Source organism: Paraburkholderia sp. J76 (assembly GCF_905220295.1).
GTDB lineage: Bacteria > Pseudomonadota > Gammaproteobacteria > Burkholderiales > Burkholderiaceae > Paraburkholderia.
On sequence record NZ_CAJMZJ010000013.1, the window covers coordinates 165,924 to 181,655 of the forward strand.

At 63.5% G+C, this 15,732-nt stretch carries 9 protein-coding genes; 2 read left to right on the top strand and 7 right to left on the bottom strand.

Annotated elements, in window-relative coordinates; translation table 11 throughout:
- Positions 1-186: 186 nt before the first annotated feature.
- The 3 genes from U5768_RS23780 to U5768_RS23790 all read right to left on the bottom strand — a co-directional run bounded on the left by U5768_RS23780 (position 187) and on the right by U5768_RS23790 (position 3,666).
- Positions 187-936: an HD-GYP domain-containing protein gene (locus tag U5768_RS23780; protein ID WP_322032842.1), complete on the bottom strand. Its 750-nt coding sequence runs from the start codon at positions 934-936 to the stop codon at positions 187-189.
- 83 nt (positions 937-1,019) lie between these two features.
- Positions 1,020-1,589 carry a hypothetical protein gene (locus U5768_RS23785; protein ID WP_322032843.1) on the bottom strand — a complete coding sequence of 190 codons (570 nt, stop codon included), beginning with the start codon at positions 1,587-1,589 and terminating at the stop codon, positions 1,020-1,022.
- A 301-nt stretch (positions 1,590-1,890) separates the two neighbouring features.
- On the bottom strand, positions 1,891-3,666 hold the full coding sequence (locus U5768_RS23790) for a response regulator transcription factor (protein WP_322032844.1): 1,776 nt from the start codon (positions 3,664-3,666) through the stop codon (positions 1,891-1,893).
- 172 nt (positions 3,667-3,838) lie between these two features.
- On the opposite strand from U5768_RS23790, the gene U5768_RS23795 reads away from it, so the two are divergent.
- Together U5768_RS23795 and U5768_RS23800 are read left to right on the top strand one after the other, a co-directional pair.
- Positions 3,839-7,471, top strand: a complete 3,633-nt coding sequence (locus U5768_RS23795) for a filamentous hemagglutinin N-terminal domain-containing protein (RefSeq protein WP_322032900.1) — start codon at positions 3,839-3,841, stop codon at positions 7,469-7,471.
- A complete protein-coding gene (locus U5768_RS23800; RefSeq protein ID WP_322032845.1) occupies positions 7,468-9,273 on the top strand; it encodes a ShlB/FhaC/HecB family hemolysin secretion/activation protein in 1,806 nt (601 codons plus the stop codon). Before U5768_RS23795 ends, U5768_RS23800 begins: the two co-directional genes overlap by 4 nt.
- 588 nt (positions 9,274-9,861) lie before the next feature.
- Here U5768_RS23800 and U5768_RS23805 read toward each other — a convergent pair.
- The 4 genes from U5768_RS23805 to U5768_RS23820 all read right to left on the bottom strand — a co-directional run bounded on the left by U5768_RS23805 (position 9,862) and on the right by U5768_RS23820 (position 15,732).
- On the bottom strand, positions 9,862-11,361 hold the full coding sequence (locus U5768_RS23805) for an aldehyde dehydrogenase (protein ID WP_322032846.1): 1,500 nt from the start codon (positions 11,359-11,361) through the stop codon (positions 9,862-9,864).
- Positions 11,342-12,658: a Zn-dependent hydrolase gene (locus U5768_RS23810; RefSeq protein ID WP_322032847.1), complete on the bottom strand. Its 1,317-nt coding sequence runs from the start codon at positions 12,656-12,658 to the stop codon at positions 11,342-11,344. Before U5768_RS23810 ends, U5768_RS23805 begins: the two co-directional genes overlap by 20 nt.
- 339 nt (positions 12,659-12,997) lie before the next feature.
- Positions 12,998-14,425 (bottom strand): aspartate aminotransferase family protein, encoded by a 1,428-nt coding sequence (locus U5768_RS23815; RefSeq protein WP_322032848.1) that lies wholly within the window; start codon positions 14,423-14,425, stop codon positions 12,998-13,000.
- Between the two features lie 389 nt (positions 14,426-14,814).
- Positions 14,815-15,732 (bottom strand): nitrilase-related carbon-nitrogen hydrolase, encoded by a 918-nt coding sequence (locus U5768_RS23820; protein WP_322032849.1) that lies wholly within the window; start codon positions 15,730-15,732, stop codon positions 14,815-14,817.

Below are 15,732 nucleotides of genomic sequence, written 5' to 3' on the forward strand. Positions count from 1 at the left end.
AGCGGCTTGTCCGCTCGCTCAAGCCAGCCGCTACGCGTTTGTGTCGACTTATTCGTAGCCCGCGGGTGCATGTTCCGCCGGCACTGGCAGCGCGCTGCCAGTGCACCCAGTATCAGCGAAGGCGGAACGGACCATCATCGGGTCGGCTGCTGCCCGATGCGCAAGCATCATCGGTGGAGCGTCGTTTTACCGAATTTGCCGCTCCAAAGCCAGAAAGTCGGACCCGATAGACAGCATTACGTCGACCACGTCCGGATCGAACAATACGGCCCGGCCTTCGGAAAGAATTCGCATAGCGGTAGCGTGAGACCGGGATTTCGCGTACACGCGATCGTGGACAATCGCGTCGTACGTGTCGCATATCGCCACCAGCCGTGCGCCATAGGGTATCCGGCGGCCCGAACGTGCGCACGGATAGCCACTGCCGTCCCATCTTTCGTGATGACACTCGCAGACCTTCGCGATCAGGCGCCGCAGCGGATCGGCAACGCTCCCCGCCAAGCCGTCGATCATCCTTGCGCCGAGCAGCGTATGGGTCTGCACGCGCAGAAGCTCTTCCGGCGTGAGCCGGCCGGGCTTGGCGAGCAGGCTGGCCGGGACAGCCACCTTCCCTATGTCATGAAAGAGCGATGCCACGGCCAGCAGTTCGGCAGAGACGTCACGGTCTGCGACGCGCCTTCCGTCCAATTCGACCGCCCTGGCGAGACACCACGTGTAGAGCGCCACCCTGGCGCTGTGAACTGCGACTTCCTTTAAGACTGCCTGGCGTTCCGCTGCTGTGTCATTCTCATACTGCTGCACGGCTCCAATCGCAGCGCTGGTAATAGCCGTGATCGCAGCAGTCAGCTCGCAAGCCGGTTCGGTCAACGTTGTTGCTGCCGTTATGGCGGCGACTAACGCGTTTCGTTGCGGCAGAGCCAAGGTTCCCTTATACATGGCAGTGTCCTCTAGAGCGCGGCGACGCTCGCCTCGATACGAGCACATCGTCGTCACTTTTGGCCAGTGGGCGGTTGGCTACGCTATTCGGACGCGAGACTAATCGCGAAGGCGTCGACCAGCACCGCGTGAATCTCCTCGCCGGCCTTGAGTCGTTCCAGGTCCACCCCCTGACCCGCCTTGACGGTGATGGTCTCGCGCGCACCGCGCAGCGTTACCGCGCGGGTGATGCGGTCAACGTGCTGCACCGTCGCGACGAGCTCTACCTGGGACGCCGTGCTGTAGCCCATCGGCGTCGGCACTGCCACCTGGGTGTCGATACGCGTACGAATACCGTCGCCGCTCGCCCTCGGAGCTTCGGCACTCACCAGCATCGCGTCGCTGAACGCCACCGCCACGGTGTCGCCCACGACAGGCAGATGCGACAGGCGGCCGTTGACCGCAATCGGTGCGACGAGTGCGTTGCCCTCTGGCCCGATGACCGTCATCCGGTTTTGCGCGTAGTCCACGCTGGCGACGACGCCGCGCGCGCGTACGGGCTCCGTGTTCGCGACGATGCCTTGTGCCATCTCGGACAGTGTTTGGCCCGCGAACGCGGGAGCTACCGCCAGAGCCGACAGCGCGACAACTGCCACGATGCGCCTGATTTTCATGATCGTTCTCCTAACAAAATAAAGGCGGGGGCAGACGTCCCGGACTGTCCCGGTACGCCGTGTATGCCGGGGTCAATGAGAACGCCGCACGTGCCACCCGGGTTCCTGGTCGCCGTGCGCCTGAACACCGGTTTAGCCGGCTTCACGCCGCGTGAGCGTTCGCGGCGCGGATTTGCGCGGAAAACAAGGCGAGCGCCGATAACTACATGTTGGCGCGCGAACGTTCAGGCCGCTATCAGGGGTGCCTGAACCGGTTGTACGGGAATCACTACAAGTTCGTCCCCAGGTGTGAGGACCGAGATCAGGCAATCTCGCTGCCGCGCGGCAGCGACAGCTTCAGGACGACAGCAGCGGCACCGCGCCCTCCGCCAGTTTCCAGTTCGCCACGCAGCGCCTGTGCCATCTTCCGGCACAGCACCAGTTCGATCTGCTCGGCACGCGCATCCCCTTCGGTTTGCCGACGACGAGCTTCCTTGCGTGGGGCCCTGTCCGGACCGATGCGCAGTTCGATGTCGACGAGCCCGCCACCACGCAGCGTCGCTTGAAGCGCGACAGGAATTTCGCCTGTGCTGTCCTTGACTGCCGCGCGATATAGCAACGCTGCAAGCAGTCGCGCGTACCGTGCGCTGTCGAGCCAAACAGCGCCGCTGCCGCGCCCAGAGAAGTTCGTCAGAAACCGCACGTTCAGCATCGCCATGCCTTCCTGCGAACGCCTCACGACATGGCGCGTCACCTGGCGCAGATCGCAGCGGTGCGCTTCCCACGCGTGGGCGGTTTCATTCGCCGTCGCAAGCAAACGCAGGTGATCGAAACGCAGCGCCGCAAGCTGCAACCGGGCATGGGCCTGCGCGATCGGGTCGTTCGTTGCTGCCCCGCGCCGGGCAGAGGCTTCGCCCAGAAGTGCAATGGCCTCGTCCAACGGCGCGCTTACGTCGCCGCCGCGGGTATCGAGCAATGCGGCGCGCGCCTCGCTGGCCGACAGCGCCTCCGCCATGGCTTCGTGCAGCCCGATCATGAGCCGCTCCGCCCCGTTCACGTTAAAGTTGCCGCCGATCATCAGGGTGACTGTGCCGTTCGCGTCGGCAAGCGGCGCACCCCAATGGACGCCAATCGACAACTCGCCACCGGACTCCGCGACCGCGTCGAGTCGGTATGCAACAGCGCGCGCAGTCGCGTCCACGAAGGCCGCTTCAAGGCGGCGTGCCGTCGGCTCGTCGACACCGAACAACAGGGCCTGCTCGCGCAGGCCGACTCGCCGAAACGCTTCGAACCGCTGAGGACCCAGCCTTGAGTGCACATGCCGGTTTGCGAACACGACGTGCCCATCGAGCGTGCGCACCGAGACGCCAAACGGTAACGTGTCGAGCAACGCATGGATCTCGGGATAAGGGCTCGGCGCGGGGATGTCTCCGGTAGCGTCGGACACGCCGCCAGGCGGCAGCTCCGCCTGGGAAGCGAGCCGGAAACGCCGTGCAATATCGACGAGTCCGACCACAGAATGCACGTTCAGCTTGCGCAGCAGGCGCGCCTTGTAGGTGCTGATGGTGCGCTCATTGAGCGCCATTTCGCTCGCGATGTCGCGAATCCGGAATCCCTCTGCGAGATAACGAAGCACGCTCAATTCGCGTTGTGACAGCACGCCAATCGGACTCGTGTCCTGAGCGTCGGCGCAGCCGCTCTCTACGTGGCGGGTTTCATCGGCGGGAAACCAGCGGCGGCCACGCTCGATTGCCTTGAGCGCGAGAACGAACTCCGCAAAATCGCCCGTCTTGCTCACGAAGCCCGAGGCGCCCGCTTTCTCGCATTCCGATATGCTCATCGCGTTATCGATTTCGCTGAGCACAAGCATCCTCAGTGTCGGAAATGCGCGATGCGCCCGGCGGATCACCTCGATACCGTTCAGCCTCCGCAGACGCAACCCCAGTACCAGCAGATCAGGCCGGTGCGTACGAAGCAACCGCATGGCCTCCAGCCCTTCTGCTGCTTCGCCCGCGACGTCGTAGCCTTCGCGTTCGAGCACGACGCGCAGTGCCTCGCGGGCAATTGCCTGGTCCTCCGCAATCACGACTCGACGCACGGACTTCTCCTTCGCGGGTTCGTCATCGCATCCTACAACATTCGTCGCTCATGTCAGGCTTTACTGACAGCAGTTTCGTGGTCCACTGATTTCAGCCGCAGGGGCCCGATTCGATACTGGTTGCATCGCCGCAATGCGTTGACCCGCAAGGCTTTAATACCAGAGACGAATGATGATTGCCCCTCCCAGCAGAGCGCACACGAGCGCACTCAGGCGTATTCCGTACCCCCCCGCCCGCGCGTCAACCAAGCGTAGCGAGACCCCAAGCCCTCGCGTTCGAACGCTCGCCGCCGCCATTGCCGTTGCGCTCGCGTCACTGTGCGCGCAAGGCGGTGCGCTTGCGCAGGATGCCCTGCCGTCCGGTCCGAGCGTGGTTTCCGGCAGCGCGGCGATTCATGAATCCGGCAATGCCATGCAGATCGACACCAGCGGCGCACGCACCGCGATCGACTGGCAACGCTTCAGCATCGGTCCCGACAACAGCGTGACAATCAGCCAGCCCGGCAGCCATTCCGTCACGCTCAATCGCGTGACCGGCCCAGACGCCTCACAGATATTCGGCGTCCTGAATTCCAACGGACAGGTCGTCCTGCTCAACCCGAATGGCATCTGGTTCGCGCCAGGTGCGCATGTCAGCACCAACGCCCTGCTCGCCTCCGCTGGCCGGATCAGCGACGAGGAGGCCAGGCAGTTCGCCGGCACCGGAACATTAAACGCACGCCAGCAAGGCATCGTCCGCAACGACGGCACGATTGTCGCCGCCGGACGCGGCAGCGTCGCGCTGCTCGGCGCCGAGGCGGAGAACCATGGCGTCGTGCGCGCGCGCGAAGGCAGCGTGCTGCTCGCAACAGGCCCGCAGGCGACGCTCGATTTCACGGGCGACGGGCTCGTCAACATCGCCGTCGGCCCGCGGCAAGGTGCAGGCGGCGACTTCGACCCGGCAGTGAAAGGCGGCGTCACGAATACCGGGTACATCGATGTGGGCGGCGGCGTGGTCGCGATGAGTGCGACGCGCGCGGCCGATCATCTGGACTCCGTCATCAATCTGGGCGGCAAGGTTGCGGCCGATTCCGTGACGTCGAAAGGCGGCGTGATCGTGCTCGGCAATGCGGCACAAACGAATGTGACCGGCGAGCTATCTGCGACCGGAACCGAAGGCGGCACGATCAAGGTGTTCGGAGACCGCGTGACGCTGGGCAGCACGGCCAAGCTCGACGCGAGCGGCACCCAGGGTAACGGCGGCCAGGTCCAGGTAGGGGGCGGCTTCCAGGGCACCGGCGCCGAGCCCGCGGCCCATGCGACGACCGTTGCGGCAGGCGCGCAGCTCGCGGCCAACGGCGCGCGCGACGGCGGCGTAATCGTGGTGTGGTCCGACGGACACACCATCTTCGCGGGCCAGGCCATGGCGATCGGCATCGAACGCGGGGGCACGGTCGAAACCTCGGGCAGGCAGCTCTCCGTGACAGGCGGCGCCCGCGTGAACACGCAAGGCGGTACGCGTGCGGGCACGTGGCTGCTTGACCCGGAAACGGTCAATATCGTCGGCTCAGGAGCAGACCCGAGCGTCGAAGCGATTCTGAACGACCCGAATGCGCTCGCACAAATCGCGGGAGTCCTGAACGTTGACGCAAGCACGATCGCCGATGCGCTGAAAACCGGCGACGTGATCATCGTCGCGACGAAGGAAATCAACGTGAACAGCGCGATCGTTGCGACAGATGTCGGCACCGACGCGAACGGCAACAAGCACACGCTTGCACTGCTTTCGATGGGCGACGTGTTCCCCGCTGGTTCGGATCTCAGTGCAATCGGCAGCAGCGGAGAGCATCACAACACGAGCGGCGCGGTCTATATCCGCGCGCCCATCGTCCTGAAGGACGGCAATCTGTATGTGCAGTCTACCGGCGACATCCATCTGATCGACAACGCCCAGCCCGGTCAGAACAGCAACGACGCGATGTTGAACCGCGCCATCATCGACGTCGGCACGGGCACGGTCTGGCTAGACGCGTCGCTGAGCGCCACGCTCTGGCAGGACGCGAATACTGCCGTGATCGGCGACAAGGTTGCGCTGAGCGGCGGCAGCGTGCGCATGGAAAGCCCGCTGAACTATGCGGGCACCCTCGCCGGCCAGGCGACCAACGGCGACTTCGCCTATGTTCAGAGCGCAGCGACCGGCACCGTCAACCTCGGCACCGTGCGCTCGCCGATGTCCGCGACGGAAACGCTTTCGGGCGTCAGCGCGCGCGATCTCGACTACGTCGGCACGTCGCATTTCGCCGCCGCATCGAGAAGCCTGAATCAGTACTCCAACGTGACATTGTCGAGCGGCGGCGAAGTCTTCGACGTCATCCTGTTCGAAGCGGGCCCGTATGTCGACAACAATGGCGCACCGCTTGGCGCCTATGGCGAGGACGACAGTTCCGACTACGTGGTTCGTAGCCTCACGTTCCAGTCCAGCGACGGCGGCACCTCGTGGAAACTGATCGCTGACTCGAACTCGCCGACGCTAGCGCGTGCAACGAAGAACGGCGCAGCCGCGGGCGCGCCGGCCGACTTTCGCGTCGATGCGTACAACGGCAAGGCGGTCGTCGCGAAGGAAATCGTCGGGGTCGATGGCGCGGGCAATCCGGTTCTGAGCAATACGGACGCGGGCTGGGGTGTCGATTCATTCGGCATCGGCGGCGCGGCCAACGCCGACGAACTCCAGTTCGACAAGAACGCCGGCGCATCTCAGCAGCTCCTCTTGTCCCTCGGAGAAAAGACCAGCAGCGTCCAGGCGGAGATCGGCTACCTCTTCGACGACGCCGCGTGGAGCGGCGGCTCGGGACAGCGGGAGTCCGGCAGCGCATACCTGTTCAACTCGACTTCAGGTACGGTCACGCTGAACGGCAAGATCGCCAGCCTGGACTACAGGATCGACGACGTGACCCGCCCGGAAGGCACGCCGAACCCGGCATTCACGCATAGGCAGGAAGGCGCCAGCGGCGAAAGCGCGGACGTCCATGCCGTCGATCTGTTCGTCGACAGCCTCCTGAACCAGAACCGGTTCGAAACGAGCGTCGACTACCAGCCCGTTCCGGGCGAGCAGGCGCCGCCCGGCCAGTACGCGATCGATGGGACGCTGCGCACTGGCGACTTTCAGGCGGCCCGCTACCGGAACACGCTCACACTCGGCACGCTGACCGTGACGGCCGCACCTGTCGAGCCGCCTCCCGTGCAGCCCCCGCCGGTTACGCCTCCTGACGAGCCTGTGGCACCACCGGTCACGCCTCCCGACGAGGGTGCGGTGCCGCCGGTCATGCCGCCCGACGAGCCTGCGGCGCCGCCGGTCACGCCTCCCGCTGTGCCCCCTCCTGATCCGCCCGCACAGTCACCCACCGAGCCGCAGCCGGCGCCGCCCGCACCCATGATCGACGGACAGGCAAGCACGCCGATGCCGCTCACCGGGGAGGCACCTCAACAGTCAAGGCCCGACACCTGGATCTGCAATGCGTTCGAGTCGCCCTCGTCGGTCGGGACGAACTACACGGCGAGCCCGGCCGTCGCGCGGACGTATTACGTGCAGCTCATCTGCAAACCGCGCGCGTATCCGAAGACGCCGGTTGCCGTCACGGGCTCGGGCAGCCCCGACGCCTGGAGCAATCAACTCGTACGCGGCAGCCAATACCAGATTGGCGACTGGGACCGCACCGTGATTCCGCGCGAGCGCAACCCACAGACAAGGGAGCACAACCATCCCGGCAAATCAGGCCAACCCTTCGGCGCCGGCCACGCTGGCTCACCACGAGGAGAACAACCATGAAGCCGCTCCATGCTGCACGCGTGCCGGCGCTTGCGATGACGCTGATCTGCGCGGCCACGCTCGCCGCCTTCACCCCCGCGGGCACTTCGGCACAAACGACGGCGCCTTTCACATCGCTTGTCGAACTGGCTCAACACGTTCCGCCGCCCTCCACGCTCGCCCCGGGCCGGGACCAGTTGCCCGGTACGGACGGCGTACGCGAACCGCAGAATGCGGTACAGGGCACGCTGAAAGGGGAAACGGTCGAGCCAGCCGTCGTGTCGCCAGTCGAAGCAAACAGGCAAGCGTCGCAGGACAGCGCTGTCTCCTTCACGGTGCGCCGGGTGACGGTGACAGGCATGACGCGCTACGGCGTCGGGACCTTCCGCCCGTTGCTAGAGACTATCGAGAACCGGCCGGTGACACTCGCCGACGTGAACGCCGTTGCGCAGCAGATCACGGCACGCTATCGCGCCGACGGCTATCTGCTCGTGCGCACGCTCGTGCCCGCGCAGTCGCTCGAAAACGGCGAACTCGTCATCGAGGTAGTCGAAGGCAAGCTCAACCGTGTCGACGTGCAGGGTCATGAGAGCCGTGCAATGCACGGCTATGCAGAAAAACTCATGCAGGAGCAGCCGCTGAGCGCCGAAACGCTCGAGCGCAATCTGATGCTGATGAACGATCTGCCGGGCAACCAGGTGCGCGCGACGCTCGTGCCGTCCAAAAACGAAGCGGGCACGGATGCGGTGCTCAACAACGAATTCCGTCGCTGGGACGGCTTCTTCGGCCTGGACAACCGTTCGAGTCGTTACTACGGTCCGTGGCAATGGTATGCGGGCGTGGGACTGAACGATCCGACCGGTCTCGGCGACCGGCTCTCCGTGCGTGGCGGGATGTCGCTCGACGGCCGGAAAATGAGCTTCTACGAGGGGCAATATGAAGTGCCGCTCGGGAGTGACGGGGTCGCGCTCAGCCTGCTCGCCCAACACAGTGACGGACATGCGGACTTGCCGTCTTACCTGAACGCGAACAGTCAGGGCGACAATTTCGCGGCACGTCTTACATGGGCGCCGGTGCGCTCGCGCGAGCAGACAGTCAAGTTCACGGGCGCGCTCACTGCGTTCAACGGGCGCTCGGTCTATCTGGATGATCCTTCGCTGCCGCCGTCTTCCAACGACCGTATTCGCGCGCTTCGAGTTGGCGCGAGCTATGACTTCACCGACCCGCGCGGCGGGCGCAACCTGATCAAAGGCGAAGTAAGCCAGGGACTGGACGGCCTTGGCGCCAGTACCGGCAACACGATCAACCCATCGCGGCAGGGCGGACGCACCGACTTCACGAAGCTGCAACTGGACGCCCAGCGAATGCAGGATCTGAGCTGGATCACGCCTGGCCTCGGTCTCTATCTGGCCGCCACCGGCCAGACATCGTTCGGCAAGCCGTTGCTTGCGCCCGAACAGTTCGGTGTGGGCGGCAATTTTTTCGGCCGCGGCTACGATCCCTCGGAAATCGCAGGCGATAGCGGCGTGGCAGGCAAGGTCGAACTGCAGTACAACCGCGTTCACAAGATCGGCGATCGTGCCGTGCCGGCGCAGTATTACGCCTATTGGGATATCGGCAAGGTCTGGAATATCCAGCCGTACTATGTGCGTTCGCAAAGCCTCGCTTCTGCGGGCGCCGGGGTCCACCTGAACGTTGCGAAGCGCACCTATGTCTCGCCGGAGATCGCGTTTCCGCTTACGCGCCCGGTCGCGGCGGAGGTTGTGAACGGGCATAGCGGGAGGTCGCCGCGCTTCTACCTGAATTTTCTGAAGCAGTTTTAACGCCTGGCGTACGGCGTGAACGCTGGTTTCTCTAATTGTAGGAAGGTCTTGCTAAAAAGAAACTAGCCGCGCAGCGCTGATAAATCCGCTTGGGCCCGTGGCCTCACAAGCAATGCGCAGTTCAACCCTGTGAAGGGCCGTTGTCGCATCGCAAACGGCCGGAGCTATCCATGCGAGATCTATGACCGAGATGGGTCGATATGACCCATTCGCATATAAGGGACATTGACATTGGCGCCGGATACCGCAGCGCCGGCGCACTCACCGAGATGTTCGACATACGAATCTCGACATTACAGATCGGACGTCCAATCTCACACTGCCCGGACGATGCCACCTACCTTTCGCCGCGCGTGAGGCTCGCTAAGCAAAAAGTCACGGCCCGGCGCTAGACGTCCAGCGGGGTCCACGAGACCACCGTCCGCGAAGTCCGGCGACAGCCACCGAGACTTTGCTATTAATTGGAGGCGCATCACCGACCATGGGCTTGTGCTCCCTCATAGCGCCTCCCCTGCTCACCGCCGGCAGAGGTGGTGCGCAGGGAACCAGCGGTCATAGGGCGGATACTCAAGCCTTTCATCGGCCGACTCAGTCGCGCAGGTCGGTCCACGTGGTTTTCAGATCGCTGTACTTGTCGAGCGCATGCAGTGACTTGTCGCGACCGAAGCCAGACTGCTTGAACCCGCCAAACGGCACGGTGATGTCGCCGTCGGCATAGCAGTTTACCCAGACCAACCCTGCACGCAGCCTGCGCGCCAGGCGGTGAGCTCGCCCGATGCTACGAGTCCAAAGGCCGGCGCCAAGGCCGTAGATCGAGTCGTTGGCGAATCTGATCGCCTGGTCCTCGGTGGAAAAGCACTGTACCGCGAGAACCGGCCCGAAGATCTCCTCTCTCACAATGGACAGGTCCTGTGAAGCGCAGTCGAACACGGTGGGCTCGATGTAGTATCCGCCGCTCGCAATGCGGACGCGGCGCCCGCCAGTGCGCAGCGTAGCGCCTTCTCTCACCCCCGTCTCGACGCACCGTAGCACCGATTCCATCTGGCGCTCGTCGACAATGGCGCCGATAGGTGCGTCAGGGTCGAGCGGATCGCCGGGCGCCATTGCGCGCGCGTGCTCAACGAGCTTGTCCATAAAGGCGTCGTAAATGCCCTCTTGCACGTACAGGCGCGAGCCGGCGATGCAGACTTCGCCTTGGTTGACGAAGATAGCCTGGGCGGCGACGAGCGCAGCACGGTCCAGATCCGGGCAGTCGTCGAATACTATGTGGGGCGACTTGCCGCCGCATTCGAGCCAAACTCGCTTGAGGTTGGAATCAGCCGAATAGCGCATGAAGCGCTTGCCGGTCGCCGTGGAGCCGGTGAAGGCGATGCAGTCCACATTCGGATGCAGACCGAGCGCCTGTCCGGTAACCGCACCGAGGCCAGGCACCACGTTGAACACGCCTGGTGGGATGCCCGCCTCGTGCGCAAGCGCGGCGAGCCGCAGTGAGCTGAGCGAGGACTGTTCGGCAGGCTTAAGCACCACGCTGTTGCCCACCGCGAGCGCTGGCGCGACTTTCCACGCGGCCATCATCAGCGGAAAATTCCAGGGGACGACGGCGGCCACCACACCAAGCGGTTCGCGCGTGATTGTCGCCAGCACGCCGTCACCCGTGGGCGCGATCTCGTCGTAGCGTTTGTCCAGCGCCTCGCCGTACCACGCATAGCAGCGCGCGGTTTCTGGCACGTCGAAGTGCAGGGCATCGCGCACCGGTTTGCCCATGTCCAGGGCCTCGATGAGCGCGAGTTCCTCGGCGTGCTGCTCAATCAGCGCGGCTAGTCGCAGCAGACGCTGCTTGCGTTCGCGTGGTGCAAGGCCGGACCAGACGCGGCTGTCAAAGGCATCGCGTGCGGCCGCCACTGCTCGATCGACGTCGGCCGCGCCGCAGGCGGCGACATCGGCCAGCTTGCGGCCGTCGATGGGACTGACGCTCGGAAAGGTGGCGCCGTCGGCCGCTGCGGCATAGTCCCCGTCGATGAAGGCGTTGCCGTCAAAGCGCAGCACGGCGGCACGGCTGCGCCAATAGTCAAGGTTGTGCAGGGACATGTTGGTCTCGTGGGTCTGTGGATGAGCGAGGGCAGAATGTCACGCCTGCCCGCGCGAGCATCGCGTCGAGCAGCACGTTGCAGCCGGCCTCAAGATGTGCGGGTAGGGCGTCTTCTGTCTCGTTGTGGCTGACGCCGTCCTTGCATGGTACGAACACCATCGCGGTTGGGTAGACCATCGCCATGTTGACCGCGTCGTGGCCTGCGCCAGTCACGATATCCATGACGGGTAGGCCGCGCCGCGCGGCGCCCTGACGGACCAATTCGACGAGCGCTGGATCAAAAGGTGTGGGCTTGTTGTACTGGGCGAGTCGCAGTTCTATCTGCACGCCCAGACGTACCGCGACGTCCTCACAGGACTCCCGCAAGCGGCCATCCATCGCATCCAGTGTCGACGCGTCGATATGGCGCAGATCCACGGTGAAGTCGACCCGGCCCGGCACAACATTGCGTGAGGCCGGGTACACGTTGAGTACGCCCACCGTGCCGCGGCCGTAGGGAGCATTCGCGTTCGCGATACGGATCACGCCCAGCACCACTTCGGCGGCGGCCTGCAACGCGTCTTTGCGCACCGGCATTGGCGTCGGGCCAGCGTGCATTTCCATACCCGTCACAGTCACGTCATACCAGCGGACACCGAGCGAGCCGGTCACCGCGCCCACCACCCGGTTCTCGAACTCCAGAACCGGCCCCTGCTCAATGTGCGCTTCGAAGTACGCGTCGACAGGCCGGCCGCCCACCGGCTCGGCACCGGCATAGCCGATCGCCTTGAGTTCGTCATGCACGCTCAGGCCGGCAGTGTCACGCGCATCAAGCGCGGCTTCCAGCGTGAAGCGCCCAGTAAAGACGCCCGAGCCCATCATCACAGGCAGGAAGCGCGAGCCTTCCTCGTTGGTCCATATCGCTAGCTCCAGGGGCGCCTCCGTCTGCACCCCATGTTCGTTGAGCGTGCGCATGATCTCGAGACCGGCCATGACGCCGTAGCAACCGTCGAACTTGCCACCGGTGGGCTGCGTATCAATATGGCTGCCGGTGATGACGGCTGCGCGCGCGGGATCGCGGCCGGCGCGCCGGCCGAAGATATTGCCAAGCTGGTCGACGCGGACGTCGAGGCCCGCGTCCTTCATCCAGCCAACGACGAGGTCCCTTCCCTCGCCGTCCAGAGCGGTGAGGGCCAAACGGCAGTTGCCGCCCTTTGGCGTGGCTCCGATGCGCGCCAGTTCCATAAGCGACTGCCATAGCCTGTCGCCGTCGATGGAAATGGCAGGCAGATGGGCGGCTTGGATCGAAGTGTTCATAGGGTTTTCTTCCGCTTCAGTTCGGTTAAACAGCTCATCACTATCGTGGGAGCGCCGTGTCACGAATCGATCAACGCGTTTTGCCTGTGCGACGCTGCCCGCATTGCAGGGCCGCCAGGTCGAGGGTCTGTATCTATTCGCCGCGCAGGCATTTTTCGTGGCGAGGATGCGCTTTCCGCTTCGGCGCCATGCAGGTCAATCCGCGTCATTGCGGTCAACCGAGGGCGCAGTTCGCCTACGACAACCGTTGAGTCGCAACCTCACACAAGGATGTGGATGGGTACTCCGCCACGCAACGTGTACTCGCACGCCACGCGGCGGGCAGGCCTGTCGCCCAGGTCATGCAAATCCGAACTGGCGCGCGGCGTCATCGATGGCCGTCTTCGCCTTCGTGACGATCTCGTCGATCTCATCGTGCGTGACTACGAGCGGCGGTGATAGCGTCATTCGGTCTCCGGTCGGCCGCATGATAAGGTTGTGATGGTACGAGAAGTCGCGGCAGGCGATCGCCACCTCCGTCCCGTTGTCGAGCGCCTTGCCGTGCGCAGCATCCGCGATCTGAATGCCAGCGACCAAACCGACGCCTGCAACCTCGCCAACGAGCGGATGATTCGTGAACGCGTCCCGCAGCTTCCGCTGAAAGTAGGGGCCCGTGTCAGTTTTCACATTCTCGACGATCCGATCGTCGCGCAGCAGCTTGAGGTTCGCCAGAGCGACCGCTGCCGCAACCGGATGGCCCGAATACGTGACACCGTGTGCGAAGTCGCCTCCCTTCGCGAGCACCTTTGCGACGCGCGAATGCACACCGACCGCTCCCATGGGAACGTAGCCGCTCGTGAGACCCTTCGCCATCGTGATCAGATCGGGCGCGAAGCCGAAATGCTCATGCGCGAACCATTCCCCGGTTCGGCCAAAGCCGCCGATCACTTCGTCGGCGACCAGCAGCACGTCGTATTTGCGGCAGATTCGCTCTATTTCCGGCCAATATGTCGACGGCGGCACAATGACGCCGCCTGCCCCCTGGAAAGGCTCGCCGATGAACGCGCCGACGTTCTCCGCACCCAGTTCCAGGATCTTCGCCTCCAGCTCGCGGGCGCGCAACAACCCGAACTCCTCCGGCGTCGTGCCCCTCTGCGCCTCGCCGAAATAACAAGGCTGGCCAATATATTCGACGTACTCGACGCGCGACAGCATCTGGCTGTGCATTCCTGTCATTCCGCCGAGCGTCGCACCTGCGATGGTCGAGCCGTGATACGCATTCTTGCGAGAAATCACATACTTCTTTGTTCGCTTGCCAAGCGCAATCCAATACTGCTGGACAATACGCATCACCGTGTCGTTGCCTTCGGAACCGCTGTTGCAATAGAAGAAGTGACTAAAGTCGCCCGGCACCAGTTCCGCCAGCAACGCCGACAGCTCTATCACCGGTGGATGCGTCGACTGGAAGAACGTGTTGTAGTACGGCAGCACCTGCAGCTGCCGGTAAGCGGCTTCGATCAGTTCCTGTCGACCGTATCCGACGTTTACGCACCACAGCCCCGCCATTCCGTCGATGATCCGGTTGCCATCTGAATCCGTGAGATAGACACCGTTCGCCTTGGTAATAACGCGACTGCCCTTAAAGTTGAGCGACTCCATATCCGTGAACGGATGGATGTGATGCGCGGCATCCAGTGCACGATATTCGTCCGTAGTGCATACAGGTTTGACATGTCCTGTCTTCGCGCCAGCGCCATATTCAATAAGATCCGCAACCACTCGATTCATACCACTTCTCCATTTCTCAAATTGGATTTCTACTGCTACGACATTTCGATTCATGGTCCGAGCGCAACATCCGCGTGAACATGGTGCTCTTTGGAGGAGTCGCGCAATAGCGCCCCGCAATAACCAAGCGGCATGCTTTCTTTCTGCGCCCCCATCGCACCTCTGGAACTAAGTACTCCAGATAGCCGGCAGAGCAATTCGACGCAAGCTCCGACGAACGCCAGCCGATTAATCGCGGCCAGGGTGGACTGCTCGACCACCCGGCCGAGCAATACCAACTCAGCTAGCCAAAGCAAGAAACAGCTTCCCCACGCATCAAATTGATCGCACCCTATCGCTTTGCCCCCCATGATCACGAGCAGATGCCAAGACGCGATCTGTTCAGTCAGTCAGGCAGTCAGCTCGTCGTACTTCCCTGGCCGACGATCCCGGAACAGGCCCCACGACGCCCGTTGCATCCGGAGCACTTCCAGATCGAATTCCTGCACCGCGAAACCTTCGCTATCGGCGCTCAGCTCCTGCACGACTTCACCACGCTGATTGGCGATGAAGGACTGCCCGAAGAACTCGATGCCGCTCGTACCCTGCCGTTCAACGCCGATTCGATTCGAGGCCACTAGCGGCATCATGTTGGCGGCCGCATGCCCGCACTGCACATTTCGCCAGTGGCGATGCCGCAATTCGGTGTTCTGCAAATCGCCCGGCACGATAGCGGAAGAGGCCGCCGAATCGGTCGGACTCGAGCCGATTGCGGTCGGAAACAGCAGGATCTCCGCCCCTTGCAGTGCCATCGACCGTGCAGACTCGGGAAACCATTGATCCCAGCAGATGCCGACACCCACCGTCGCATAGCGGGTCGTCCAAGCCCTGAAGCCGGTGTCACCCGGGTTGAAATAGAACTTCTCGGAGTAACCCGGCCCATCAGGAATGTGCGTTTTCCGGTAGGTACCAAGCAGCTCGCCGCCGGCATCGATGATTGTCATGCTGTTGAAATACTTCTGGTGACGGCGCTCGAAAGTGCTGACCGGAATCACGACATCGAGCTCCTTCGCCAGCTTGCGGCACAGCGCGATTGCCGGATTCTCTTCTATTGGCGTCGCAAGCGTAAAGTACTCCTGATTTATGGTTTGACAAAAATACGGCGTTTCGAACAATTCCTGCAGCACAATGATCTGCGCGCCGGATTCTGCGGCCGCGCGCACCACACGTTCGGCCGCCTCGAGATTGCTTTCCAGGTCCCAGGAGCATGAGAACTGGCTGGCAGCGATGGAGACTTTTCGATGTCCTGGTGAGAGAGTCTGTTTCAT

Bases quoted from the DNA above. Each gene is read 5' to 3' on its own strand.
- U5768_RS23780 (WP_322032842.1), bottom strand. From the start codon at position 936: ATGTATAAGGGAACCTTGGCTCTGCCGCAACGAAACGCGTTAGTCGCC.
- U5768_RS23785 (WP_322032843.1), bottom strand. From the start codon at position 1,589: ATGAAAATCAGGCGCATCGTGGCAGTTGTCGCGCTGTCGGCTCTGGCG.
- U5768_RS23795 (WP_322032900.1), top strand. From the start codon at position 3,839: ATGATTGCCCCTCCCAGCAGAGCGCACACGAGCGCACTCAGGCGTATT.
- U5768_RS23800 (WP_322032845.1), top strand. From the start codon at position 7,468: ATGAAGCCGCTCCATGCTGCACGCGTGCCGGCGCTTGCGATGACGCTG.
- U5768_RS23805 (WP_322032846.1), bottom strand. From the start codon at position 11,361: ATGTCCCTGCACAACCTTGACTATTGGCGCAGCCGTGCCGCCGTGCTG.
- U5768_RS23810 (WP_322032847.1), bottom strand. From the start codon at position 12,658: ATGAACACTTCGATCCAAGCCGCCCATCTGCCTGCCATTTCCATCGAC.
- U5768_RS23815 (WP_322032848.1), bottom strand. From the start codon at position 14,425: ATGAATCGAGTGGTTGCGGATCTTATTGAATATGGCGCTGGCGCGAAG.
- U5768_RS23820 (WP_322032849.1), bottom strand. From the start codon at position 15,732: ATGAAACAGACTCTCTCACCAGGACATCGAAAAGTCTCCATCGCTGCC.